Annotated in this window: 21 protein-coding genes; 6 read left to right on the forward strand and 15 right to left on the reverse strand. The window is 54.2% G+C overall.

The window, feature by feature from the left end:
* The first annotated feature begins 68 nt into the window (after positions 1–68).
* A complete protein-coding gene (locus RRH01S_RS34690) occupies positions 69–227 on the forward strand; it encodes a hypothetical protein (protein ID WP_174018542.1) in 159 nt (52 codons plus the stop codon).
* Here RRH01S_RS34690 and RRH01S_RS26150 read toward each other — a convergent pair.
* Complete coding sequence (locus RRH01S_RS26150; RefSeq protein WP_042475277.1) at positions 222–965, reverse strand: class I SAM-dependent methyltransferase; 744 nt, start codon at positions 963–965, stop codon at positions 222–224. The genes RRH01S_RS34690 and RRH01S_RS26150 overlap by 6 nt on opposite strands.
* A 416-nt stretch (positions 966–1381) precedes the next feature.
* Between RRH01S_RS26150 and RRH01S_RS26155 the strand changes: the two genes are divergently transcribed.
* The gene (locus tag RRH01S_RS26155) at positions 1382–2071 is read left to right on the forward strand and encodes a class I SAM-dependent methyltransferase (RefSeq protein ID WP_042475279.1); all 690 of its coding nucleotides are present in this window, start codon (positions 1382–1384) and stop codon (positions 2069–2071) included.
* Positions 2072–3169: 1098 nt separating this feature from the next.
* Here RRH01S_RS26155 and RRH01S_RS26165 read toward each other — a convergent pair.
* The 10 genes from RRH01S_RS26165 to rfbB all read right to left on the reverse strand — a co-directional run bounded on the left by RRH01S_RS26165 (position 3170) and on the right by rfbB (position 14226).
* Positions 3170–4342 (reverse strand): glycosyltransferase, encoded by a 1173-nt coding sequence (locus RRH01S_RS26165; protein WP_042475283.1) that lies wholly within the window; start codon positions 4340–4342, stop codon positions 3170–3172.
* A complete protein-coding gene (wecB, locus tag RRH01S_RS26170; protein WP_042475285.1) occupies positions 4339–5475 on the reverse strand; it encodes a non-hydrolyzing UDP-N-acetylglucosamine 2-epimerase in 1137 nt (378 codons plus the stop codon). The genes RRH01S_RS26165 and wecB overlap by 4 nt, the downstream gene beginning before the upstream one ends.
* Positions 5468–7057 (reverse strand): polysaccharide deacetylase family protein, encoded by a 1590-nt coding sequence (locus RRH01S_RS26175; RefSeq protein ID WP_042475287.1) that lies wholly within the window; start codon positions 7055–7057, stop codon positions 5468–5470. The genes wecB and RRH01S_RS26175 overlap by 8 nt, the downstream gene beginning before the upstream one ends.
* Positions 7054–8430: a phenylacetate--CoA ligase family protein gene (locus RRH01S_RS26180; protein WP_042475289.1), complete on the reverse strand. Its 1377-nt coding sequence runs from the start codon at positions 8428–8430 to the stop codon at positions 7054–7056. The genes RRH01S_RS26175 and RRH01S_RS26180 overlap by 4 nt, the downstream gene beginning before the upstream one ends.
* Positions 8431–8493: 63 nt before the next feature.
* Positions 8494–9471, reverse strand: coding sequence for a glycosyltransferase (locus tag RRH01S_RS26185; RefSeq protein ID WP_042475292.1), 978 nt, complete (start codon positions 9469–9471; stop codon positions 8494–8496).
* Complete coding sequence (locus RRH01S_RS26190; protein WP_234711748.1) at positions 9471–10520, reverse strand: glycosyltransferase; 1050 nt, start codon at positions 10518–10520, stop codon at positions 9471–9473. Before RRH01S_RS26190 ends, RRH01S_RS26185 begins: the two co-directional genes overlap by 1 nt.
* 59 nt (positions 10521–10579) lie before the next feature.
* The gene (locus RRH01S_RS26195; RefSeq protein ID WP_042475299.1) at positions 10580–11326 is read right to left on the reverse strand and encodes an ABC transporter ATP-binding protein; all 747 of its coding nucleotides are present in this window, start codon (positions 11324–11326) and stop codon (positions 10580–10582) included.
* Positions 11327–11329: 3 nt separating this feature from the next.
* Positions 11330–12166 (reverse strand): ABC transporter permease, encoded by an 837-nt coding sequence (locus RRH01S_RS26200; RefSeq protein WP_042475301.1) that lies wholly within the window; start codon positions 12164–12166, stop codon positions 11330–11332.
* A gap of 117 nt (positions 12167–12283) precedes the next feature.
* Positions 12284–13171, reverse strand: a complete 888-nt coding sequence (rfbD, locus tag RRH01S_RS26205) for a dTDP-4-dehydrorhamnose reductase (protein WP_042475306.1) — start codon at positions 13169–13171, stop codon at positions 12284–12286.
* Positions 13168–14226 (reverse strand): dTDP-glucose 4,6-dehydratase, encoded by a 1059-nt coding sequence (gene rfbB / locus RRH01S_RS26210; RefSeq protein WP_042475310.1) that lies wholly within the window; start codon positions 14224–14226, stop codon positions 13168–13170. The genes rfbD and rfbB overlap by 4 nt, the downstream gene beginning before the upstream one ends.
* Before the next feature lie 104 nt (positions 14227–14330).
* On the opposite strand from rfbB, the gene rfbC reads away from it, so the two are divergent.
* A complete protein-coding gene (rfbC, locus tag RRH01S_RS26215; protein ID WP_042475313.1) occupies positions 14331–14882 on the forward strand; it encodes a dTDP-4-dehydrorhamnose 3,5-epimerase in 552 nt (183 codons plus the stop codon).
* Positions 14883–14916: 34 nt separating this feature from the next.
* Here the strand turns inward: rfbC and rfbA are convergent, their stop codons facing one another.
* Positions 14917–15801 carry a glucose-1-phosphate thymidylyltransferase RfbA gene (gene rfbA / locus RRH01S_RS26220; RefSeq protein WP_042475316.1) on the reverse strand — a complete coding sequence of 295 codons (885 nt, stop codon included), beginning with the start codon at positions 15799–15801 and terminating at the stop codon, positions 14917–14919.
* Positions 15802–15990: 189 nt separating this feature from the next.
* Here rfbA and RRH01S_RS26225 point away from each other — a divergent pair, with 189 nt between their 5' ends.
* Both RRH01S_RS26225 and RRH01S_RS26230 read left to right on the forward strand, forming a co-directional pair.
* Complete coding sequence (locus tag RRH01S_RS26225; protein ID WP_042475320.1) at positions 15991–16899, forward strand: hypothetical protein; 909 nt, start codon at positions 15991–15993, stop codon at positions 16897–16899.
* A gap of 162 nt (positions 16900–17061) precedes the next feature.
* On the forward strand, positions 17062–18021 hold the full coding sequence (locus RRH01S_RS26230) for a glycosyltransferase (protein WP_042475323.1): 960 nt from the start codon (positions 17062–17064) through the stop codon (positions 18019–18021).
* A gap of 42 nt (positions 18022–18063) precedes the next feature.
* Here RRH01S_RS26230 and RRH01S_RS26235 read toward each other — a convergent pair whose 3' ends face one another.
* Together RRH01S_RS26235 and RRH01S_RS26240 are read right to left on the reverse strand one after the other, a co-directional pair.
* Positions 18064–19026, reverse strand: coding sequence for an NAD-dependent epimerase/dehydratase family protein (locus tag RRH01S_RS26235; RefSeq protein WP_042475325.1), 963 nt, complete (start codon positions 19024–19026; stop codon positions 18064–18066).
* Entirely contained in the window at positions 19023–21521 is a 2499-nt protein-coding gene (locus RRH01S_RS26240; RefSeq protein WP_042475329.1) for a rhamnan synthesis F family protein, read from the reverse strand. The genes RRH01S_RS26235 and RRH01S_RS26240 overlap by 4 nt, the downstream gene beginning before the upstream one ends.
* A 333-nt stretch (positions 21522–21854) precedes the next feature.
* On the opposite strand from RRH01S_RS26240, the gene RRH01S_RS26245 reads away from it, so the two are divergent.
* Entirely contained in the window at positions 21855–23819 is a 1965-nt protein-coding gene (locus RRH01S_RS26245) for a glycosyltransferase family 4 protein (RefSeq protein ID WP_161600013.1), read from the forward strand.
* Positions 23820–23853: 34 nt separating this feature from the next.
* On the opposite strand, the gene RRH01S_RS26250 is transcribed toward RRH01S_RS26245, so the two are convergent.
* Positions 23854–24969, reverse strand: coding sequence for a glycosyltransferase family 4 protein (locus RRH01S_RS26250; protein WP_042475335.1), 1116 nt, complete (start codon positions 24967–24969; stop codon positions 23854–23856).
* Between the last annotated feature and the right edge of the window lie 46 nt (positions 24970–25015).

Here is a 25015-nt window from a genome sequence, read left to right on the forward strand (position 1 = left end):
CACGAAACTGCTGTCGGTAGAACCTTGTTGCGCATTGACTTGCTGCCCAATCGCTCCAACTCCGACCGATGGACAAGAATTCAACAACTGGTCCCCATCTTCCCGAGCACGTCACCCCCAGCGACATCAAGCAATTCCCGCCTGCTTCGCTGGATGGCATAATCAACACCATGGGTTTCATCGGTCAGCAGATCGATGACTTCTTCCCGGCTGCCGCGACGCTATAGCGGCTTCTTGCAGGCGAAGACCTCGGTGTACTCTCCAATGATGCCGTGCAATCGGTCCGAAAAGCGATGCACGCGCACGTCGAAGGGAGCCCATCGCGCTATCTGTTGGTGAATGTCGTAGCCATAATCCACTGTCACGATAGAGCCGGACCCATCGATCGGGTTGCCGTGGATCTCCGGCTCTTTGTGATGAATGGTTTCGCCATCATCGGACTTGGTGAAACGCCGTTCCCAGCCATCGACTTGGTATTTTCGAACCGGGAAGGTGCAAAGATACAGGCCGCCGGGCTTAAGAGTTCGGAATACTTCAGAAAAGACGAGATCCGGCCGATAAACGTGCTCCATGACGTCGAGCGTCACAACCACGTCAAAGACGTGGTCGGCAAATGTCTGCCGCTCCAAATCTTCGTTCTGAAAGCCGTCTATGGTCGAACCGAACGGATGGTCTGGATAGTATTGTGATGCGACGTAGGCCGAGGCCTCGCGCTTCAACTTAAGGGAAATACCCTCTGGAGCCGGCGAGCTCTCATGGATCGCCAGATCACGCCAGTTCGGCCGCATCTCGGTGAGGATGAGAGCCAAAGCCCGGGCGCGAGGGCGTGAGCCTCCCTCGCATGTTTCGCACTTCAGATTGTCTCGAAACCACTCATTTTTCGAGGTAAATACCGCCTCTGCTTCGCAAATAGGGCAGTACCCTCGGTACGAGAAATAGACGCTTTCTTTTTGGGCGGCGTGCATAAAATCTGATCCTATTGGCTTTGGGGCGCAACCTATCCAACTACAACTTACGCAGCAAGCTATCCTGCAACCATCCCCCTACGCCAGGATCGACTACGGCTATGAATTCCAGCCGTTCGGTGTGACGCGCCTCTGCTGAAATCAAGGACCTCCCAACCAAAAACCAGCGATGATCAGCAGTATGCCGCCAAGTATGACGGCAAAAACCCCTAGCGCACTTCTCCATTCCTGTTCGATAGGCGGGAAATCCTCGTTCATCGCATTTACCACCGCTTGAGGCGATCATTGACGGCCACTATGTCGTGCTTCCCGCTCCATCGCCAAATGTGGAAAACGCGGAAGAGTAACTTCCGGCTGTACTGCACACTTGCCAGTTGTTATGGATTTTGCTTACGCAATCAACGTTGGAGCAATCGATGAATATGGAGATTTCTTCATCTGACCAAATGTTCGATGGTTCAGATGAGCGATATTTTTCTGTCGGTGCATCTGCACTGGAGGCGATCCGGCAGATAGTTGGCGGCAGTTCGGTTTCATCAATCCTCGACATCCCTTGCGGCCACGGGCGCGTTGCCCGACATATGCGGAATGAGTGGCCGAGCGCGGATATGTTCGTCTCCGACCTAAATAAGGATGGGATGGATTTTTGCGCCAGAACGTTTGATGCGGTTAGCTTACCGTCTAGCGAGGATTTCGACAAAGTCGACTTTGGCCGGAAATTCGAACTGATATGGGTAGGCTCTCTGATAACCCACCTTTCTGCTGAGGACACCAGAAAATTCTTCCGTTTCCTTGAAAGGCATTTATCTCCGGATGGAATAGCCGTTGTCACGTCTCACGGTGAGCTCGTTGGCGGCCGGCTGAAAGAAAAATCTGGTTGGATGTATGGACTGCCGACCGAGGATCAGGCCGCAATCTATGCCGAGGCCGAGGAGAGCGGTTACGGCTACAGGCGCTATCCTGGGTGGAAAGTTGAGTATGGAATTTCGTTATCGACGCGCGAGTGGTTAGTCGCCGCTGCGAAAGATGCAGGCCTCATCATGACTCAATACCTGCCATCAGCCTGGGACAATCACCAAGACGTTTTCGGACTGAAACTGTCCTAAACGACTGAACTATATCACATCGCAAAAGGCTCGCTTCGGCGGGCCTCTTCTTTTTTCAGGACATTCTATGAAACTGAAACTAATCCCTGAGGCGGGCCGGGTACTTCGCCGTGCGTGGTCCATAAGGCTGATCGCAGCGGCCGGCATCCTCTCCGGCTGTGAGATCGCCCTCCCGATCATCGATCAGGTCGCTTGGTCCATAATGTGATCCTTCTGATGGGGAATCCGAACAAGGAAAGGGCGCTTGGGCGAGCCTTAAGGACGTGATACGCTCAGCGAGGCTTGCCCATGGGGCTATGGGTAAGCGAGACGTTTTTTCCATCGTACCTGCTTTTGTCGCCTCAAGGGGTAGTAAATGCGATGAACGAGGATTTCCCGCCTATCGAACCGGAATGGAAAAGTGCGCTAGGGGTTGCTGCCGTCATCGTTGGCGGCATATTGCTGATCATCGCCGGTTTTTGGTTGTGATGGCAGGAGATTAATCCGACCCTGTCATTGGAAGCTGCGTTAGTCCAGCACCGCGCCATCGCGCAAAAGCTGATTGATCTCGGCCGATGATATGCCCTGCATTGCGCCAAACATACCAATTGGACCGGTCACACCTGTCATGCGAGGCTCATTTGGCGAAAAATGTGGAATCGATTGCTCGCGCCCTTCGTCACGGGATGGCAGACACGTTGCAAGTAGGCGTTTGCTGTACGTCATTGACGGCATCTCGGGGCAACTGACCGAAGGCAGAGAAACCGGTACGCCCTATACCGGCAGGGCCTGCGCTAACTAGGCCCTGCCATCGACTGAATGCAGGGCTATCAGGTAGCGCGCATAATATCAAAAAGAGGGACGCGCCTCCCCTTCACTGGTCTCAAATCAGGTCTCTAACGGCAAGCGCGCACCAGGCGGTGGCGGCGACCATCAGTTTTCCTGTATCTTGCGAGCCATCCGTAAAACTCGATTATTCAATGGTATAATCCAGGTGACGAATTGAAATCGTCAGCGATAGATCGGTCTGCTGTTATCGCCTAAGTGCAAGGATATAGGATATTTCTCCGATTGAAATCGGGAAGTGAAAGCGACAACGCGGGTCAGAGACATTTTTCTTCATATTAGTTCAAGCATTCGATCCAGTCGCGCTTCCCAGCTAAAATTTAGAAGCCTTGGATCATGCAGTCCGATAGCCTCAGGTGGTGAGGTAAGTAATTTTTCGGCGTTATAAATCCACTCCGTTGGATCGCTCGCTACGGCAACTTGATCTCTGATATCGGCAAGCGCGCCAATGGCTGTGGAGATGATGGGTCTCCCTGCCGCCATATACTCATATAACTTCATCGGGAAAACACCCGACATATAACCTGTTGTTAGGTTAGGAAGGACTGCAATATCTGTCCCGCGCAAATAGTTCGGCAGAGTGTCATAGGACCTGTACCCAAGAAAATAAACGTTGGGCAGTTCTTTCAAGCGGCCAACGACAGGACTTTTTTGGCCCTCCGGCTCGTCTCCGATGAAGATCCAATTCCAGTCGGGCCGAGCAATGGCGCATTGTTCCACGAGCGAGAAATCGAGCTTGTAGTCGGACAAAACTCCTGTGTAGCACAGCTTCGGCCCACTAATTTTAGCCAACTCGGCAGGGATTGTTCCAGCATGTCTCGCCTGCGAAAAATGCTCGATATCGGCGACGTTGCGCTCGTAGACACTGCGCCCTCCGGCCACGGCCGCACAGTGAGACTGAAGATAGGGGCTTGTCGTAAAGACACGATCCGCTCTTTCGAGAAGCGTCATCTCCGCTTTTCGAAACGTATCGGCGTCCACGCCAGGGATGGCGGCAAGGTCGTCGACGCAGTGGTAAATTGTAGACCGCACTGGCAACCCGTCCATGATGCCGTCAATATACGGGTGATAGGTCCAGACGATAACATCATCACCATTGCGGTTGTGCTTCAGCCATTTGCGGATCGCTGAGCTAAGCAGCCACCGATTGAAAACTCGGACAAATCTGCTCTTGTGACCGAATGGAATTGTCAGCGGCGCATAGACCCAGAGCGTTTGGTCAACTTTCTTTGGGGGAATGAACGCTCTCTTCAGGCGGTCCCATATGCGGAACAGATCACGCGCATTGGCTCTAGGGGCACGAATTCCGGGTGACTCGATATAGAGGACTTGATGGCCTCGCTTGGCCAAGCGGTCGGCGATATGCTGCTTGTTCGTCCAGTAAGGTGCTGCCCAATCCGCTGTCGAAAACATGAGGAATGTCATTCGTTTATCGCCACCGGTCATCGCAACGGCTCCTTCGACAGTATGTCGACGATCCGCGCTGCCGCATTGCCGTCTCCGTAAGGATTGGGTCTTCCGGCCAGCCTTGCCTTGCGATGAGACCGCAGCCAGGAACTAGCCAGGGAAACAATATTTTCCCGCTCGATCGGCACTAGGCGAGAGAAGCCGGCGCGTACCCCCTCTGGTCTCTCCGTCGTCCTGCGCAACACGATCACCGGCACGCCGAATGAGGGAGCCTCCTCCTGCAATCCACCTGAGTCCGTCAGCACCAATTCCGCAGACGAGAGACAAAAGAGAATATCTGCATAGGGCACCGGATCCGCCAGCACGACATTCTCGATCCCATTGAGCCTTGGCATCACCAGTGCGCGGACATTTGGATTTAGGTGCACGGGAAAAAAGAACGTGCGATCGGGGAAGCGGTCGGCCAGCATGGCGATCGCGTCGACAATGACATTGAGGTCATGCGCAAAGCTTTCCCGCCGGTGGCATGTCACGAGCACGAACCGTCCCTGGCTTCGCGCCACCCGCTCCCTGACGGCGGGCGATACGTCACCGGTGGTCACTCTGCCTCGAAGCTCTTCCAACGCATCGACGACGGTGTTGCCGGTAACGAAGACCTTGGATGGAGGGACGCCTTCCTTCCACAATTGTCGTGCCGACCGCGCTGTCGGCGCAAAATGCAGGGTAGCCAATGACGTGACAAGCTTGCGGTTCATTTCCTCCGGAAATGGATTGTAGCGTTCATAGGTCCGCAGACCCGCTTCCACATGACCAACTGGAATCTGTGCGTAATGTGCAGCCAATGATGCCGAAAGAACCGTCGTCGTGTCCCCCTGCACAAGGACGACGTCCGGTCTTGCAGCTTGAAAGATCTTTTCGCATGCGCCAATCGCAGCCCCTGTCAACGAGGCAAGCGTTTGATCGGGCTGCATGATGTCCAGATCGACATCAACGGAAAGCCCGAAGCTGGTCAATGTCTGGCGCAACATCTCACGATGTTGTCCCGTCGAGACCACTGTACAGCGAAAAGCCTCCGGCCGCGCGTAAAGAGCCTTGATGACTGGCGCCATCTTGACTGCCTCAGGGCGCGTACCGACGATGACCATGACATGACGCACGCCGATTTCAGCCATCGACAAAATCCGCCAATGCCACGGTGGCGCCGCGCCAGCGGACAGAGAATGCGAGACCTGACGGAGCTCCAACCGCGGTACCTTCCGTCAGTCCGAAGCCTTTATTCGTTTCCCGCATCGTCAGGCGCATCTTGGCCGCGATCCAGTCCAAGGTATCCTCTTCATTGAGCCAAAGGATCGGACGACCCGCCATTTCCAATTCGATATGGTCGATAAACTCACAATGCCGCGACAGGCGATGTTCCTCAGACCCCCACCCGTAGTCGTAGCGCGGCGAGAATGGATGATCGAGATAGCCAAACAGGTTCCCGGCGGTAACCGCCGCCGTGAACGCTTGCTTGTTGATCGCCAATGGATCCCCTTCCCTCAGAATACAATCACCATGCAACATGCACTGTTGGCTGTGCGTAACAACCCCCGACCTGTCACCCGGTATGGTTCCCCCCTTGGCCATCAGCATTTCCGGATCGTTGGCGATGATACCGCCAACGAAACCTTGCAGCCCCGCGCGCTTCAGCGCTTCCGGCACGTAGGCGGGATTCTGATGGAAGGGCGATACGGCATAGCGCACGGTCAAGCCCGGCAGGCGCTGCTCGAGCCAGTCCGAAGAGGTTCGCGCTTCTATCTCACAGGCTTCCCCGGAGCCTCCCCAGCGGGGCGCATGCGTCACAGAGTGCGAGAGAACAGCGCCGCCGGCATCCAGAACCTCCTTCATCAGCGTGACGTGCTCGTCCTTGTCTTCCTGAGCAGTCTTGATCGCCACCGAGAACGGCAGGCCGCGCGCACGGTAGAGTTCGAACAAGGGCCGCGCGGACGCAATGTCTTCATCGCAATCCAGGCGCATCGTCACTGCCGCGTCATATCCGTGCGGAATTTCCCCAATGACCGGTATGCACGGCCTGTCCTCGTGCCGCCAATCCGCGAGGAACGCCTCGATCACGGCCCATTCGGCGCTGTCAACCGGACCCACTGGACGATTCCACCAGAGGATGGACGCCGTCTCGTTCTCCAGCAAGGTGACGAATGGTATATCCTCTGTAATACCGGGTGCAGAAGCGACTGCGAGCGTCGTCGCACCGAGGGCTTCAATCGTCATCGCAATGGACCATGGACCGCCATCGGCGGTGATCCGTCCGTATCCTAGGTTGTTCCATTCGTCGGCATAGTCAAACCGCAAGAAAGGTCGTGACGAAAATGGTGATGCATTCGCCAGGGGATGCTTGTTCCAGCTGACCACCGCCGATGATTGCGTCGTCGTATAGATTGGCGTCGGCGGGCACGCCGCCGCATCGGCCCATCCGGAAGCCAGGGGGGCCGGCGCTGCCAGCCCCGCCAAGGATGCGACGTTGTCGGGCAAGCGACCAAATAGCAGAACCTTGGCGTTTGACCTAGAAGCCGCAGCGACCAGGGGCGCTTGATCCACCCGGGGCGAGATGAAGACATAAACATCGCCGTCTACGATTGCCGGCACGGGATCGTCGGATGCCACTGTCACCAGACCCCGTGTCACCGATCGGCGGAATGCTTCCGCGACGGTCTCGGTGGCGGTATCATCAGGTCTACCTGCAAATACGGTGATCATTGGCCCGATGCCTCTTCTGGTACGAAATGCCTGAATTTCTGGCGCGAGCCGACCAGCTTCAGGTCAGCTGGCGTGATGAACTCGACTTCGACATCGTCGGCCCACCACGAGGCAATGCGTTCCCGGATTGCATTTGTGTCGGCGGTATCCTCCGGCACAAGCCGAAACACCGGTTTGCCATGGAGCATCTGAATCTGGAATTCGCGAATGCCACCGACGCGATCAAGCACGTCCTGGATAAAGTGGGTAGGGAGGGGCGTGCCACCCAGCATGATCACGTCGTGAACTCGGCCAACCATACGGGGAATGACGATGCCGTTCGGCTGCTGCGCCAGGATGGCGTTGTCGCCGGTGCGATAACGCAACAGCGGCATCATCCTGTTGAAAAGCGGCGTTATCACCAACTCACCGCTGCGGGCACCTTCAGGGATATCCGCCAGTCCTGTTTCCTCTTCGGCCCGCAACTCCGGCCATGCGAAAAACTCGTAAAATCGCATGTCGGAACTCTTTGGGTCGATCTGGTAGGCGATGACGCCCGCTTCGGCCAAGCCATAGCGATCAATCACCTGACATTGCAGCACCCGTTCGATACGCTCTCGCTGCCGCGCCTCGAGCAACTCGCCGGAGGATTCGAATATCTGGAACCCTTTGTCCTTGCCGCGGGTCGCCTCGACATGGGCTGCGAGCTGATCGGCGGTAGACGGATGGGCGTGCGCCAGATGGGGCCGGATCGACTTTATTCTGCGCCAGATCTGTTCGAGTTCCTCGCTTGCGAATGTTGCGAAGAAGATATTGTCGCGGTTCATGGCAAAGCACTTCACATGCTCACGCATGCGGTCCCGCCACGGAAATACCTCCGGAAATTTCGAGGCGAAATGCAGCTCGCTGCGCCAGTGCGTATTTCCGACTCGACGGCGACTTTCCTGGGTGATGGCAGAAGACCAGTCGGCCGCCTCCTGGTCATAGTAGATATGAGCGGACGGTCCGGTCGAACCACCGGTCTTGGCCACATGAATCCGCATGCCGTCCCGATCCTCACGCAGCAGCCTTTGGCCCTGTTCGCGAATGATATCCTTCGTCAGATATGGCAGATCCTCGATATATCGGGGGTCCACAGCTACCTTCGCCGGATCGAAGCCGATCGAACTGAACAGATCACGATAGTACGGCACCTTGGCGCCAGCAAAGAGGATCGTTTCGGCAAGGCGCGCGGTGGCACGCGCACGCCGCTCTGCGAACGGGCGGTCGATCTCTTCTCTAGCCCATCTCGTTTTGCTGCGAATATCGCGAGCCTCGTAGCGCTCTGTGAGAGGGTAGACGATGACCGTCGCCAAGGCCCCGCGAATGCCGTTCCGAAGAGCGCTAAGAATCATTGTCTTCCAGCCTTTGAAATTCCGCGTGAAATGTGCCGTGGTAACGGCAAATAGACTTGCCTGTCAACGCGCAGCCGCAAGCCTGTGGTAGAGCTCCAGCAACGGCTCGACGGCTCGATTCCAGGTAAAATTCTTGTTTACATGGCGCCGCAACGGCTCCGATGGCGGCGTTTCTGCTGCCTTTATCAACGCAACGGCAATTCCCTCTACATCGTCGCTGTCGACATACAGAGCATGATCCCCAAAATACTCACGGGTGGAGCCTTCGCCGGTGACCACGAGGCGGGCACCTGCAGCCGATGCCTCCAAAGCAGCAAGGCCTGGCGTCTCCAACGTCGAAGGCAGACAGAAAACCTCGCAAGCAGCATATGCAGACCGCAGCAACGGGCTATCGTGATCGAGCGCGCCCAAATGGCGGACATTCGGACCGGCCTCAGCGAGACAAGCCTCACCATATTCTGCGTCTCGGATATGGCCAAAGAGTATCAATGGCTTGCCGGCCTGCTTTGCTGCGCGGATCAATGCCAACTGGTTCTTGCGTGGCTCGATATTGCCGACATTGAGCACAAACGGCCCATCAACCTCGAAGGCGGAGCGGAAAAGCCCAGGGTCAACCGGCTCCCCGAACCACGGATCGCAGGCATTGCGCACCGTGTGGAAGCGTTCGCGCGATAGACCGAGTATGGTCGAGATACGGTCGCTTTCCACATCGCCATTGGTAACGATCGCATCGGCCAAGGAAAGCTGCGCGGCGATTTCGGCGATTGGGTAGAGATGCTTGGTTTCTTCCGTCAGCCAGAGGCTGGCGGAAATGACGAGAGGAATTCCCCGCGCCTTGGCGTAGTTGCACAGATGTACGGAGCCGCCCATACACGAGAAAAAATGAAATATGTCCGCCTTGTCGAGATCGCCACGCCAAGGATCGTGCCGCACGACATCCGCGCCGGCGTTCAACAGATACTGTTCATATTTCAGCAGCTGTATTTCGCCACCGCCCGGTGTTTCGAATGCCCAGGGATAAGTCGCATAGACAATGCGCATCAGGCCGCTCCCAACCCTTCGATGGCAGCCAGGACGAGCCCGCCGTCAGCCTCCGTCCGCAGTTCCTCAAAGCGTTTTTTCCGCACGGAGGCGTGGCCAGCGTGGTCGCCATCCATGAGAAAAGCCGCGATTGCCGCGGCAGCCGCTGCCTTGTCATCCTGCGGAATCAGCAATGCCGCAGGCCCCAACACTTCCAATATTGCTGCAACGGGAGTGACGAACATCGGTCTATCAAAGGCCAGCGCATCGAGGGCGGGCACGCAGAACCCTTCGTGAGACGAGTGCGCGATGCAGGCCGTCGTCATTTCATAGAGCGCCTTCAATTGGCGATCCGATATCCCGTGATGGAAGGTGACAGGCACGCCATCGTTTTCCTCGATCGCCTTTGCGCGCGCCTTGACAAGATCGACATAGGGGCCGTTTGCGGGACCACCGACGATATCGAGTGCGATCGGTATCTTCAGCGCCGCTAGCTCTCCGGCGATATCGACAATATCGAGGACGCCCTTATGTGCAACGATGCGCCCGACATAGAGGAGATTTAGTTTGTCCGATGCAGCCCGGAGATCTTCGGCCTGAACAGCATTCCACCGGTCCGCGCCGATGAGCGGCGGGCAGATGACAATCCGGTCCTTGTGACGCGCTAGAGCATCCGCATCGAACGCCTCCAGCAGACACTTCGCCGTCGCTTCCGAATTGACCATGATGATATCGAACTTGGCAAGAAGCGGACGCTGCTCAAGGCCCAACCGGCAATTCTCGATTGTTCGCTCGTCAGCACGATCAATCAAATCAGGCGGTGTGATATTGTGAAAATAGACAATCTTGGCATTCGATAGGGCGACAATGTCGTCGAGCGCAGGATCGAAGATCGAATGATTGAAAAAGATGACATCCTGCGGCTGGACTGCCGTCCAGAACGCCGACCGGGTTTCAACAGGATGAGGCTCTTGAACGTCTGTATGTTCAGCCCAAAGCCGAACATCGTGCCCTGCTTTCTCCGCTAGAATGGCGATCTGCCGCGCGAAGCTGCCGACGGCGTCGTTCAAAACGATATCCCGGGCATGAATGTGCACTGTGCTCAAAGCTGTTCTCTCTATATTGTGGCTCAGCTAGCCGCAGTTGCAGGCGTCTCCACACCATCAAGCTTCCGCGCCGGCACGACGGCTTCATCGGATTTGATATGCCCCTGTTCCAACCGCACGATGCGTGTGCAAACGCGCTCAAGCATTTTCATGTTGTGGGATGCAATGATGAGGATCTTCGAACGGGAAACCAGATCCTCCATGCGTCTCTCGGCCTTCTTGGAAAAGGTTTCATCAACGACGCTCAGCCATTCATCCAGAAGAAGGATCTCCGGTGAGAACGCCGTCGAGACTGAGAAAAGCACGCGCATCAGCATGCCCGAAGAGAACGTGCGCAAGGGCATGCGGCGCATCTTCTCGTCCAGGTCCGTGAACTCCCAGATCGAATCGACAAGCTCTTTCGTTGGTTTGATACCATCCACGCGGAGCAAGAGCTTGATGTTGTCCTCGGCCGAAATTTCCATATTGGCGCCGATCGCAAGCCCGAGCAAAGGCGTCATCTGACCGGTGACGGAGATGTTGCCTCCGGATATTGGAAAAATACCCGCGATCGTACGCAACAGCGTTGTCTTGCCGGAACCGTTTGGCCCGTACAGCCCGATGCGTTCCCCGGCTTTGACTTCAAAGTCGATCTCGTGAAGGGCGCGGATGACCGCTGTTTTCTCCGTAGATCCACCCGCGGCGGACAGCAAAAGCCTCTTCAGAGACTTGTCGTTCAGGTCGTAGATCGGATAGTCAAGCGTGACTTTCTTAAGCGTGATCGTAGCCATTGTTCAGATCCAAAAAGCTGCGTTGCGCAGGCGCGTCAGCGCAAACCAGCTCAACAGGGCGAGAATTGCAAGGATTCCCAGCGACACGATAAAACTATGCCAAGGCATGGCGCCGTTCAACAATGGCTCCCGCCAGATCGCGAGCAAATGCACCACCGGGTTATAGTGCAGCAGATAGTCGCGACCCGCGACGACATGCGGTTTCCACATGATTGGAGACGCAAGGAAGGCCAAGTTCATAAATGACTCGACCAACGGCTGCACGTCGCGATAGCGCGTGGCAAGCGTTCCTGCCACGAGCGACAGGCAGAGCGTGACCGCCATGAAAATGATCAGCCCTGGAAGAGCCATGAGGAGACCGAGGAACGTAGCCCCGCCGAGAAAGATGAAAAGAACAATCGGAACGACGATGTTGTGCGCGAGAAACAGTAGGTGCCGGAAAAAGCACTGGACATAGAAGACATAGGCAGGCAGCCCTCGATCCTTGATGAACCCGCCCGCACCCAGCAGGGTCGTCGTCGCATTGTTGGTCGCACCGGCCAAAAAGTTCCACATGACGAAACTGACCGCAAAATAGGGCAGGAACTCGGGAACGGAGACGTTCGATATAGCGCTAAAGACAAAGCCAATGCAGCCTGCGAAAATTGCCGTCTGAAGCGTGATCCAAAACGGGCCGATCACCGATCTGGCGTAGCGGTGCCGCACATCGTACCAAGCCAGGAAATAGGCCAACTTGATGTTGTTATACACCCCAGGTGGCGATTTCTGTATCTGCAAGGACTCAGTCGGTTCAGACCACGACGGATTCAACGGGCTCGTCGCCTGTGTCTCAACTAACATATAAATTATCCTCTTCTCGAGATCAAAAGCATCCGGTCATCCATCCCACAAGCTCCAACTAATGAGCAAATGGGAGCAAAAGAAGGCCTCGGCTTTCCTGCCTTGATGCAGGAGCGATCAACTCCTGGTCGCCGCCAACCGCTGTAGGCAATGGGCTAAAGAGTCGCGCCAGTGCGGTGCTTCAATTTCCAGCACGCTGGCGATCCGACTGCAGTCAAAACGTGAATTGGCCGGTCGTTTCGCAGGCGTCGGATATTCGGCAGTCGAGATTGCTGTCACACGGTCGGGCACTACCCATCCGTGCGCCGCTGCTTCGGCGAAGATTGCCTCGGCAAACCCATGCCATGTCGTATATCCCCGACCGGCGAAATGGAACGTGCCCGCGACGCTACGCGAGCGAGCCTTTGCTATCTCAACAATCTTCAAGCAGGCCAAGGCGATATCGCCCGCATAGGTCGGATTGCCATGCTGATCGGCGACCACGCGCAGTTCTTTGCGCTCCCCGCCAAGGCGAAGCATCGTCTTGACGAAGTTGCTTCCGCTCTCGTGAAAAACCCAGGCGGTGCGCAGGATGGTGGCTGCCGAATAGACCTCACGCACTCGCTTCTCGCCTTCGGCCTTGCTGAGGCCGTAAGTGCTGATCGGCGATATCGCATCGTCTTCGGTATAGGGCGTCGTTTTGTCGCCCGAAAAGACGTAATCTGTAGAGATATGCACAAAGGGGACATCGAGCTCCCTTGCCGCCTGCGCGACGATCGCTGGGGCATCCGCGTTCAGGCGCATCGCCGACGCAGCCTCGCTCTCCGCTTTATCCACAGCGGTGTAAGCCGCAGCGTTTACGATGGCTGACGCTCCCGACTTCATGATCGCTACGTATGTCTGGTCGAGATCCGAAAGGTCGAGCTCGCCCCGACCCCATGCAACCCATTCGAGGCCGCGTTCCTCGGCCAGTTCCGCAAGGGCCGTAGCAACCTGTCCATTCTTACCCAAGATTAAGAGTGTCACTTTGCTTTCGCCTTATAGAGGGCCTCGGCAGCATCCTTGTGCGGCCGCCACCACCACTCGTTGGAAAGATACCACAAGATGGTGGCACGCAGACCGTGGTCGAAATCATACTTCGCTTTCCAGCCGAGTTCGGTTTCGATCTTCGTTGCATCTATTGCATAGCGGTGATCGTGACCGAGGCGGTCGGTTACGTAGGTGATCAGGCTCTCATACCCCCCTTGCGGCGCAGGAGGCCCCAACTCGTCCAACAGGGAGCAAATGGTGCGAACGACATCGACGTTGCGGCGCTCGTTGCGCCCACCGATATTGTATTTTTCACCAAGGCGGCCCTTCGTCGCCACAAGCCATAAAGCGGAAGCATGATCGTCCACATGCAACCAGTCGCGGACATTGTTTCCAGCGCCGTATACCGGCAACGAGCCATGCTCCAGCGCGGTCGTGATCATACGCGGGATGAGCTTTTCCGGAAACTGGAACGGACCATAGTTGTTTGAGCAATTCGAAATGACAATCGGCAGGCCGTAGGTATGATGCCAGGCGTTGACCAGATGGTCCGACGCAGCCTTCGATGCAGAATAAGGCGAGTTTGGCGAATAGGGCGTCGTTTCCGAGAAAAGTCCCTCGTCGCCCAGTGTACCATACACCTCGTCTGTCGAGACATGCAGAAAACGGAATTCCGTCTGCTCGGCCGCTGGGAGTGCCGACCAATAGGCGCGGACGGCTTCTAGAAGCCGGAAGGTGCCGACGATATTGGTCTCGATGAACGGCGCCGCTCCATCTATAGAACGGTCGACGTGAGACTCCGCCGCGAGATGCAGAATGACCGACGGGCGGTGGCGTTGCAGGATTTCACCCACGAGCGCACTATCACCGATGTCACCTTGAATGGTCGAGAAGCGCGGATTGGATTTGATGGAATCGAGCGAGCGAAGATCACCAGCATAGGTCAACAGATCCAGATTGACCACATCGTAGTCTGTTTCGCCAATGAGATATCGACAGACTGCTGATCCTATAAAGCCCGCTCCCCCAGTGACCATTGCTGTTTTGCGCATGAAAGCTCTCCGCACTACCTTGTACTGAAGGGAGTGTCCCTATATCGGATCTGCATCGACGTCAAAGCTGCTAGCGCGATCGCCATCTCCAGGAAAGGAAAAAAATGAACTTCAAGGCTATTCCACAGGCTATTCCCGACGTCCTGCTCTTGGAACACAGGGAATTCGGAGACGATCGCGGCTCGTTTACTGAGACGTTTCGCGCCTCCGCGTTCCAGGAACTTGGGTTGCCGCAATTTGTACAGGACAATCAATCACGCTCTTCAAAAGGAGTCGTTCGCGGCCTGCACTACCAGGTCAATCCAAACGCGGTCGGAAAGCTGGTCCGTTGCGTTCACGGGCGGATATTCGATGTTGCCGTGGATCTGCGGCTGGGATCGCCGACCTACGGCAAATGGACGGGTACGGAGCTTGCCGGCACGGACAACCACATGTTTTACGTCCCAGAGGGCTTCGCACATGGCTTCATGGCGCTGGAGGATGATACCCTCGTCTCCTACCGGCAGACGGGATACTGGGATGCCGCGTCCGAGCGATCGCTCCTATGGAACGATCCTGACGTTGCTATAGACTGGCCCAAACTTGCCGTGCTGCTTTCGCCAAAGGATGCCACCGCCACGCGCTTTGCTGACGTCGATCACAATTTCCGCTACTAGACGGCGGATCAGTCCAATTCCGCGTATAGGGAAACTATCGCGGAATTAGGCTCAGCAGGTACTTTCCATAGCCGCTCGACACAAGCGGATGAGCCAATTGTTCGAGCTGCTCGTCATCGATGAAGCCCATGCGCCAGGCGATTTCCTCAATACATGCGATCTTCTGGCCTTGGCGTTTTTCGATCGTGTGCACGAATTGGCTTGATTCAAGAAGACTATCATGGGTCCCGGTGTCGAACCATGCGTTGCCGCGACCGAGCTTCTCGACGAAAAGCTTCCCGTTCTGCAGATAGACGTCGTTGACCGTTGTGATCTCAAGCTCGCCGCGGGGAGAGGGCTTGATGCCTTTCGATATCTCGATGACGTCGTTGTCGTAGAAATAAAGCCCGGTAACGGCGAAGTGGCTTCTCGGATTCTTCGGCTTTTCGACGATGGAGATCGGGGTTGTCTTATCTTCGGCAAACTCGACGATCCCGTAACGCTCCGGGTCGCTTACGGAATAGGCAAAAACGGTCGCACCGGAATCCCGCTCGCTCGCCTGCCGCACGCTCGTGCCCACGCCGGTGCCATAGAAGATATTGTCTCCAAGCGCGAGGGCCGCGCACGCATCGCCGATAAAGCGCTCTCCAATGATGAAAGCCTCGGCAAGACCGCGGGCCTCCGCCTGTATCGCGTACTCGAAACGCATACCCAGCGTTTCGCCGGATCCCAGCAATTCCTGATAGAGGGGCAATGCACTCGGTGTGGAGATGATCAACACCTCTGTGATTCCAGCGATCATCAGCGTACTGAGCGGATAGTAGATCATCGGCTTGTCATACACCGGCAGCAACTGCTTGCTGATGGAGATCGTCGCTGGATAAAGCCGTGTTCCCTTGCCGCCGGCGAGGATGATACCTTTGTATTTTGGCTGTAGCATATTTACCGTGTAGCAATTAGGTTGTTGGCGCTTCTCGCGGCGAGCATTGGTACTTGAACCCAATGGTCATTGCAACGGTAAGACATCGTGGATTCTGGAATGAATGGCCTCATTGATGGACAAGTCCGCTAGGAGGCACTAAATCATTGACCACATCCAGCGCATTAGGAACTAGGACCGACTTCGTTCATGAAAACCCGCCTTCTCCAGAATTGTATCTTCGACAAGCATTTCGCCCAGGTCCAGAAGGGGTTCGAACCGCTTGATTTTCGGCACAATCCGGAACCAGGTTTGCGCGAATTCCAAATTTTCCGCGAAATGTACGCCAATGGCAGTTACAAGAGCGCTGATATCGTCGGCGCCGTATCGACGCGGTTCCAAGGCAAAAGCCTCTTAGACGGGATTGAGGTGGACTCGTGGATCCAGGACAATCCCGGATACGATGTATATGTGGTCAACCCGTTTCCACAATTTGCCTATACGCACAAAAATTTATGGCAGTTTTCCGAAAACACCAGGGATCCAAATTTTACGCAAAAGACACAGCGCGTCCTGGATAAGGCCGGCTTGAAATACGATTTGGCGGCACAGGGGCACCACACCAACAATATACTTTCTTGCTGTAGTTATTGGTTTGGAAATTCATTATTTTGGGAACAATATATGGAAGGAATGATCCTTCCAATACTTAATCTTTCCCAAGAGGACCTCGGACAAGAGCTCTATTCATTTCTGCATGAAACGCAGGATTATTACGGAGTCGCTGCCCATGGTTGCGGTTCCCTTCCGTTTGTTCTTGAGAGAACGGTATCGATATTCCTCGCAAAGCATCCGGAAATAAAGGCCTTATTCTATCCTGCCGACAGGGAGAGAATCTACGATTGCTGTTTGTTCCAATTTGAGCGCGATCTTGTTCGACTCTTTGGCGATAAGGTGGACCAGTGGGACAAGGAGGGCGGAAATTCAGACGAAATGGAAACATACTTCCAGATGTCGTCGCGAATGTGCGGAAGCGGCTGGCGCCTCCACTTCAAGTTTTTCCCAATGTCATTTGAAAATGGCAATCCTCGGCCGGGTATGCCTTGGTTCCAGCAGTGACGCCGTCTTTTCAGCAATGAACCGGCGCGAGGAGAACGTTTGAAAAACATCGTTCCAGCGGTAAAAGATCTGGTTTTCGTCTGCGGACAACTGGAATCGTTCAGAGGAAACCAATAGGATCATGTCTCACGTTTAAAATAGAATACCACAAGGACTTAATCGTTGCGGCTCTTGTTAACCACCTATCACCAGGCTTTCCTTGCCCCCGGAGGGGGTGAGACCGAGCTGCATCAATTAGCCGACTATATCAATGATGTAGGTGTTCGGGCAGATCTCTACGGCCCGAATTCTCGACGCCTTAGCGCCTATGACGCCGTTATCCATTTTTCCGCGCATGGCGGCGGGGAAGGATTGCTGTCTGACATAAAGGCGGCGGGCAAGCCGATTGTCCTTATACCCAACTTCAATTTCTTCGACCAAAAGCATAGCGCGCATGAGGTGGTGCAACGTCATCTGGATCTTGCCGATCTGGTTGTCCTGCGCACAAAGGTGGAGAAGGAACTTTGCCTGAAAAATTTTGCGGTGAGTGCTGATAAAGTTGCGATCATACCTCCCGGTATCGCGCCAGGTTTTGCGAAACCCGCTGAAGACGGACTTTTCCAGTCGGCGTACGGTGTTGACCAGTACATTCTCTGGGTCGGACAACTGGCGCAACACAAGCGTCAACTCGAAGCAATCAAAGCGTTGAGCGACAGCGAAATCCCGTTGGTATTTATCGGAGGTTATGCCGACAAGCATTATTACGATAAGTGCCGCGCGGCTGCCGGGGAGAATGTGCGGTTCCTCCCCTTTATGCAGCCTGCATCCGAGATCCTCCGCTCGGCCATGCAAAGTTGCTCGCTCTATCTCGAACTGGGAGACGATTCCCCAGGCTTTTCTTCGTTGGAAGCAGCACTGGCGGGAAGCCCGATGCTCATCAACGACCATCCATGGTCACGAGAAATGTTCGGGGATTCGCTGACCTATATCGAGCCCGGGAACTGGGGCGGACTTGCAAATGCGGTCGAAATTGCATTGACCCGTGGGGCAAGTGGTCAAATCACGGAACGCATCCGGCAAAAGCATTTGCAGCCAACGCCCACAAGGCAGATGGTGGAGCTTCTGGCTCAAACACTGACATAAAGCAACCCATGAGAGTCGGAAGGAAGTATAGCTTCCTTCCGCTTAGATGAGCGAAGAAAACAACCGGGCCGGATCCTCCTGGAGGTCATCGAGCATATGGTAGATGCCAGCCTCGAGGGTAAGTTTCGGCCTCCATCCAAACTCTCTTTCCATTTTCGCTATATCAAGTACGCTGATTGGAATATCAAACGCGCGGCCGGGCTTGCGAACGACTTGCAGTTTCTTTTCTAAGCGTCGTTCTATACTCACCAGAATTTCGTTTATACTACAACCTTTGCCGCTGCCTATGTTGAAAATCGGCGGAACTAGGTCTTGGTTTGGCAGCGCATCGGCCAAAGACAGCAGACCGCTCACAGCGTCTGAGACGTGAATAAAGTCGCGGACGACCTCACCGTCTCCCCATATCTCGATCGTCTGGTGAGATAGTGCCCGGTGGACCATGGTAGTCAGCACGCCCTGTGGACGTGTAACCATTTGGCCAGCCCCATAAGGATTTGCCACGCGCGCAATTCGCGTATCCAACCCATATAGACGATTATAGAATTTGATGTAGGTCTCGGCGGAGACCTTCGAGGCTCCGTATGCCGTGAGGGGGGCGAGTTCATGCGTCTCGGGAACGGGGATGGTATGCAATCTTCCGTAGACCGTTCCCCCAGAAGATGTGAAAATCAAACGCCCGCCACCGCGGCGCCGCATTGCCTCAAGAATATTAATCGTCAGTCCAACATTGTCGACTAAATCTTCCAAGGGTTCCGCGTTTGCGGTTTGGGGAATAGTGCTCCACGCGTAGTTATGTACGATCTCGGCGTCCCCGATCAGCCTGTCAAAATCAGAGGCAACCGCTGTCGAAAGATTGGGCATTACGACCTTCGGCTGCTTGATGCCCGCACTGGCGGGATACGCCGACCGCACGACGACGGTCACGTCTTCTCCCCGAGCGATCAACGCTCTTGCCACGTGACGCCCGATAAAGCCTGCGCCTCCAAATATAACATGCGATGTCATCTGTTTACGCCAGCCACGTGCGTAGTCGCGTACGCAAAACCCGCCTTTTCCACCGCGAATGGTATCAAGCGCTCAAGTGCGTGGAGAATGGTTCCGTCAATAGGAAGAGGCTCGGCAGGAATTTCCGATAAGTCTAGCTTCATTTCAAATAGCGGCTTAAGCGCCTCTGGTCTCGCCCAAAACATAGTCCCGATCGGAAAGTCAAAATGTGTTGGAAGCGGCTTGGTCAAGCCGATCCTTTTCGCCAACTCTATACCTACCGCCTCGTTCAAATCCCAGCCATTCAAGTGAGGATCCTCCGGAAAGACTAGGCCAATATTCGGGTGGTCAGCAAAGGCGGCAGCGATAATGTCAAGCATTGGATATTTATTGCCCAACAAATGTTGCCAGGCAAAATTCCGCCAGCGATCGCCCACGGCAGTTTCCACATGGCCGCTCTTTTTTCCGTGGAGGTGCCCGACAATATCGTAATGCCGCCCAAGGCGCTCCGGCATATCCTTGATGAAGGAAAATATGTCGCGCCCCTTGTTCGGTACGGTCCAAACGTCTTTTGCACTCCATCGTGTTTTACCAAGAGTCGCTTGAATTTCTCGAACCTTTTCCTCACTCGTCGTGGTAATAAAAAGATCCGGCTTCGTCTCATTTACTTCGAGGCATTGTAGAAATTCATCCAGCAAATCCGTGTAGTGGAAATGACCGTGGACCGCCACACGCAAGTTAGGTTCCAACACCGCCTCAGACGGCCTGATGACGTAATGGGACCACGGTCCGGCTGGCTTTCCCTTCGCCAAAAAGTCAGTCAAAGGATCTCTGAAACTACCAGAATCATTCGGATTGTTTAGATCGTAAATCAGAGGGTTAAAGCCAACCATCGGCCTGCGAACGAAAATGCCCGCATCTCTGCGGCTCAATGGCCACGCGAGGCGTACACCATTCATATATCGCTTCACGGCAGTGGTGTCGTCGAACGCCAAACCGTGTTCGCCAAAGTAGAATGCCTTGTCGAATGCCTTAGCGTCGACAACTCTCGTAACATCCGATTCGATCTGCTTTATTGCCGACGCTGCTTGCCTTCCCAACTGATCAATCCGCGCAACATATGATTTCATGTCGAATGTCTTTTTGGCGTATTGCTTTAGTGACTTTGAGAGCGCACTCGACTCTGCCCTTTTGTCAATTAAATCACCAATGATTTTTGCAGCCCTATCAACCCTAACGTATGGGGCGACTAGGAAGCTTGTTGCAGCGTCTTGTTCCAAAATGTCGGCAAAACCGGTTGCGTCTTTAAAGCATAAAATTGGGACCCCCGCGAGAGCCGCGTCAATTGCAACATTGGGAAGCGGATCAATACGAGAGCTCAAAAACAAAAGATCTGCAGCATTGAAATACGGCGTTAGATCATCGACTTCGTCGAGGAACTCAAAAACACTCTCAAGCCCGCTTTTCTTGATGTGAGCTTCGATAGCGAGCTTGTAGCGCACATCCCCCGGATTGTGGTGGCCTATCCAAATGAACCTGAAATCGTCTCGATTCAACTCTCGATAAAGGAAATCGGCCACTGATACGAATAAGTCCACTCCCTTGCGGTAGGTAATGGTGCCCATACCAAATACGGTAAAACGACCATCCTTGGCAAAGGGTCTGTCAACAGTCCCGCTTTCTTTCGCAAATTCGTCCGATTTGGCCGGGATGACAGACGGCCCCTGAGGAAAAACCAGTACATTGCGCCCGCGCAACAGCGGATACATCGCTTGAGAATCTTCTGCGACAATTCTGGTAGGAAAGACTATGTGAGATGCCTTTTGATAAAGTTCATCCAATGATCCGAGAGGAGGAGAATCCATGGCAAATTCGTGGACAAGCGCCACAACGGGTACGCCAAATTGTTCCAAATGAACTGCCAAAGACTTCGTTACGGAACTATTCGCTACTGCGTACAAGGGCCGATATCGCGCCACGAGTTGCTCAACTAGCGCCTTCCCCTCCCACCCATCCAATGCGACGCCCGGTGGGATGATGATAGTGGCTGCCGCACTTTTTTCAAAAGACGGAAGTATCGAACCCGTCTTCATCACCACTGCTATGACGTTATATGAATCCCTCAGTTCATTGATGATGTTTAGTCCGAGGATAGGCGCACCCGTACGAGTGGCCTCGTGCGCAAGAACCAGTACAGTATCGAGGTTCGGGTCAAATTTTGAGTCGTCGTACGCTAGATTGCTGACTGTGCTGCGGCTTATTCGGCCCTCTGCAAGGCCATACAGGGCATAATGTCCGAACAAGGTATATTTTGAATTTGCGACGTCCGGATTCTTTTTTGCGTAAAAGACTGGATCAAAATCAGCATTAGGAGAAAGCCCCTGTTGTTCCCCGATTTCGATATAGTGATCGACGGCCCTCATGCCCAAGCGTCTTGCTTCCTGGGACAAAACATAAAAGTTTTCATCGAAATAGCGCTCGATGGCTTTTTTTTCACGCTCGGAAATATCTTTCACGCCAATTTTCTCTACCTTGACAGAGCCGTCATTTGAAGCTGCTGATGCCCTATTGCCGAATTTTCCGACGAGCCACCGCGTGGTAAACTCTTAAAAACCATCTATCTGACTCGTTCAGCAGTTTCGCCTTTGGATATACCATTCGAAATCGAAATCCAATCTGCTAAGTGAAAACCTTCCGGACGTCGGTCCTTAGTGAGTGGATTGACATATTTCACTCGGTGGACAGGTCCGCTACGATTGGTGGTAGATCGCAATTCAAGACTACAGCAGAGAGCGTCGCGTTCAGGCGACGGCAACAAAAAAGCAGGCAAAGGTGGCGGATCGCAAATGATGTCCGAAACGTTCGTGTTCAATAGAACATTTAAGTATAGTGTACCCAAGTCGCTGATTGGTGTCTGGGTCGGTGCTGGCGCGGGTTTTCAAATGGCCTACGACATTGGCTCTGACGAAGGGTTGGACGACCTCATGTATTGGTGGCTGTCGGCCGGTCGTAGCGAGTTTCCTGGGGTCAGGGATGTTACAGACCAGACAATCATTGAGGAACTCCACCTGGCCCCTATGACAAAGTTTCTGGACGCATCTCCTGAAATTGAGTTAACCGGTCTTCTCCAACTTGTTCTACGACATCGTTACGATTTGCAGGCCCTCTGGGATGTTTCTACACGAGAAGGAATTTCTGATTGCTGGGATTGGTGGCTGTCCTACGGCTACAAAGAATACTTTGGACAATCCAATTGGCTTAGAAAAGCAGAGGCAATTTCTTTATTACAGTGCACGGCTGTAAATAAATTACCCGATGACTCTGCGTTTTCTAGCCTTTTATACAAACTGTTTGTCAGCCTTACGGTGTATATGCCCACGGCAATAAATAAGAAACAAATATGTTACCAGACTAACATCCCATTTGTGCAAAGAAGAATCACTATCGATCTTGAAAATCCGTCAACGTTTTTAACATTGATTTACATGAACAGGATAGATCTGCGCGAGTTTGCCGATATCTCAACGTTAGAAGGACGAACGCAGATCGAGCAATGGTGGATCTCTAATGGCCGAGCTGAATACTTCGGTCGACTAGAGTCAGACCTAATTTTAGAGCAGGACGAAGTCGCTCGCCAGGAATCGGCGCGAAATATATCGAATACCTCCGACGTATTTGCGACGAAGCATGGAGTCTCGCCGCCCAATTTCTCTAACAATGTTGCACTGATCGGATACCCTAAAGGCGAGTTTGGCCTTGGAGAGGATATTCGGTTGCTGCGGTCATCATTAACTACCGTGGGAATCGCACCAGAAGTTATCCAAGCCCCGTGGCAAATTTCTGCACGTCAAGCAATCGACGAACCCTCCATTGATGCACATTCGGCTACTTTCGACGGTGACGTGATGATCTACGTCATGCCGGCCTTCGATACTCTAACGTTGCTAAACAAGGTCGGCCCTAGCGCCTTTTCCGCTCGACGAAAAATCGGTTTCTGGCAATGGGAGCTGGAACGGTTTCCGCCGCCCGCCAGAATGGCAATGGAATTGGTCGACGAGATCTGGTGCCACTCGGAACATTCAGCTCGTGCATTTCGAGGCGCGACGGACAAGCCTGTCATCAGGGTGCCGCTGCCCGTGATGGTGCCCGAGCTCCCCACAGTTTCGCGATCAAATTTTGGCCTAGAGGACGACAGCTTCGTCGTCTTCACCAGTTTCGATGGAGCCTCCTCTATCTCACGCAAAAATCCCTTGGGCGCTATCCTTGCGTTTCAATCGGCTTTCCCCCGTGAAACCCACCGCAAGGCGCGGCTGATTGTCAAGGCAATGAATGTGCACGACGATTCGCTTTGGCGCGAATGCATGCGCAAGGCCGCGCAGGATCCGCGCATTATCATCCGCAACACGGTCATGGATCGCCTCGAGTATTACGAACTGCTGCAGTGTTGTGACGTGGTCTTGTCGCTGCATCGGGCGGAAGGGTTTGGACGTCTTATGGCGGAGGCGATGGCGTTGGGAATTCCGGTCGTGGCATCCGCATATTCTGGCAATATGGATTTTATGAACGATAAGAATAGCTGGCTCGTGAGCGGCGAAACGCTTCCCGTGCTATTTGGGGACTATCCATTTTATCAGGATCAAATTTGGTTCGAGCCGGATGTAGGTTCGGCGGCGGAAGCCCTTAGAGATTGCGCGAGCAACGCTGAAAAACGCGGACAGCTTGTTATCGCTGCCAAGCAGACGATGGATCGTTACAGCACTCAAAATTGCGGGAGAGAATATCTCAAATTATTGAAAAGCAGAGCTTCGAAATGAGGCCTTGCTATACGAATTTTCGCGAAGAACAGGCCTATGGCCGTGCCAACAGGTCCCGATAAAGCTCCGCATAGGCGTTCCCCATACGCTCTGCGGTGAAATTTTCCTGGTAGCGCGTCCGTGCCGCGCTGCCTAGGTTGGCTGAACGTATGCGGTCATTGGCTATGGCATTCATTGCCGTTGCCAAGGCTTCTGCGTCGTTGGGGAGGACGACGACCCCCGTCTTTCCTTCGACATTGACGAAACTTGTTCCGGTTCCGATCTCGCAGGAAACCATAGGTTTGCCGAACATGGCGGCCTCGACTAAGGAAAGGCCAAAGGCCTCCGAGCGTAAATGGGAAGGGAATACGAAGCCGGTACACAGTTCGAAAAGGGCAGATTTGTCGATGTCTGGCAACGCGCCAAGAAAGGACACGTTTGCCAGATTGTTGACATTTGCATATTTTTGCAACGAACGATCCATCGGACCGTCTCCCACGATGACAATATCCAGATTAGTCCTCTTCGCGGCCTCCAGTAGAATATGGACGCCTTTGTAGTAGCGCAGAACACCGACAAAAAGGAAGAATGGCCGGGGTAGACGCTCGCGCCAGCGCGCCTTGGTGTCTTCCTCCGCCCTGGGGTATTCCGCTTCGTCGAGCCCCAATGGAATGATGATCGTCTTCTCTTTGTAGCGCTGCAGTACATCGCTGGTTGCGAGATAGTTTGGCGACGTGGCGACGATCCTGTCGACGCTATCGAGGAAGCGGTGCATTAGCGGCCTGTACAGTTTCAACAGAAACTTTTGCTTCACGATATCGGAGTGGTAGGTAACAACGGTCGGCTTATGGGGAGGATGAACAAGATGAACTAGGTCCATCAGTGGCCAGGGAAAATGGTAGTGAACAATATCGGCCATATTTGACAGCTCGCGAAACCTTCCGAAGACGTCGCGCGAAAATCCAGTTGATGCAAACTCAAAATCGAGCTTGGATTTATAGGCCATGTACCCGTGAAATTTGACTGTGTTTTCTGTTGGAATTTTGCTCAGCGATAGGACGTCGGATTCTATACCCTTTGTGGAGGCGCCCCTGATAATCGCATGAATCGTCCGCTCGACGCCTCCGAAGGTATCTGGCCAATACGTCTTGAAGAAATGTAGGACCCGCATTTTATTCCCGCGCAGAATAACTTAGCTCGTTGTCAGCTGGCTTGTT

It is taken from the genome of Rhizobium rhizogenes NBRC 13257, from assembly GCF_000696095.1.
GTDB classification, from domain to species: domain Bacteria; phylum Pseudomonadota; class Alphaproteobacteria; order Rhizobiales; family Rhizobiaceae; genus Rhizobium; species Rhizobium rhizogenes.

What these genes read in the sequence shown, in the direction of transcription:
- RRH01S_RS34690 (WP_174018542.1), top strand. Translation starts at nt 69, where the DNA reads ATGGACAAGAATTCAACAACTGGTCCCCATCTTCCCGAGCACGTCACC.
- RRH01S_RS26150 (WP_042475277.1), bottom strand. Translation starts at nt 965, where the DNA reads ATGCACGCCGCCCAAAAAGAAAGCGTCTATTTCTCGTACCGAGGGTAC.
- RRH01S_RS26155 (WP_042475279.1), top strand. Translation starts at nt 1,382, where the DNA reads ATGAATATGGAGATTTCTTCATCTGACCAAATGTTCGATGGTTCAGAT.
- RRH01S_RS26165 (WP_042475283.1), bottom strand. Translation starts at nt 4,342, where the DNA reads ATGACCGGTGGCGATAAACGAATGACATTCCTCATGTTTTCGACAGCG.
- wecB (WP_042475285.1), bottom strand. Translation starts at nt 5,475, where the DNA reads ATGGCTGAAATCGGCGTGCGTCATGTCATGGTCATCGTCGGTACGCGC.
- RRH01S_RS26175 (WP_042475287.1), bottom strand. Translation starts at nt 7,057, where the DNA reads ATGATCACCGTATTTGCAGGTAGACCTGATGATACCGCCACCGAGACC.
- RRH01S_RS26180 (WP_042475289.1), bottom strand. Translation starts at nt 8,430, where the DNA reads ATGATTCTTAGCGCTCTTCGGAACGGCATTCGCGGGGCCTTGGCGACG.
- RRH01S_RS26185 (WP_042475292.1), bottom strand. Translation starts at nt 9,471, where the DNA reads ATGCGCATTGTCTATGCGACTTATCCCTGGGCATTCGAAACACCGGGC.
- RRH01S_RS26195 (WP_042475299.1), bottom strand. Translation starts at nt 11,326, where the DNA reads ATGGCTACGATCACGCTTAAGAAAGTCACGCTTGACTATCCGATCTAC.
- RRH01S_RS26200 (WP_042475301.1), bottom strand. Translation starts at nt 12,166, where the DNA reads ATGTTAGTTGAGACACAGGCGACGAGCCCGTTGAATCCGTCGTGGTCT.
- rfbB (WP_042475310.1), bottom strand. Translation starts at nt 14,226, where the DNA reads ATGCGCAAAACAGCAATGGTCACTGGGGGAGCGGGCTTTATAGGATCA.
- rfbC (WP_042475313.1), top strand. Translation starts at nt 14,331, where the DNA reads ATGAACTTCAAGGCTATTCCACAGGCTATTCCCGACGTCCTGCTCTTG.
- rfbA (WP_042475316.1), bottom strand. Translation starts at nt 15,801, where the DNA reads ATGCTACAGCCAAAATACAAAGGTATCATCCTCGCCGGCGGCAAGGGA.
- RRH01S_RS26225 (WP_042475320.1), top strand. Translation starts at nt 15,991, where the DNA reads ATGAAAACCCGCCTTCTCCAGAATTGTATCTTCGACAAGCATTTCGCC.
- RRH01S_RS26235 (WP_042475325.1), bottom strand. Translation starts at nt 19,026, where the DNA reads ATGACATCGCATGTTATATTTGGAGGCGCAGGCTTTATCGGGCGTCAC.
- RRH01S_RS26245 (WP_161600013.1), top strand. Translation starts at nt 21,855, where the DNA reads ATGTCCGAAACGTTCGTGTTCAATAGAACATTTAAGTATAGTGTACCC.
- RRH01S_RS26250 (WP_042475335.1), bottom strand. Translation starts at nt 24,969, where the DNA reads ATGCGGGTCCTACATTTCTTCAAGACGTATTGGCCAGATACCTTCGGA.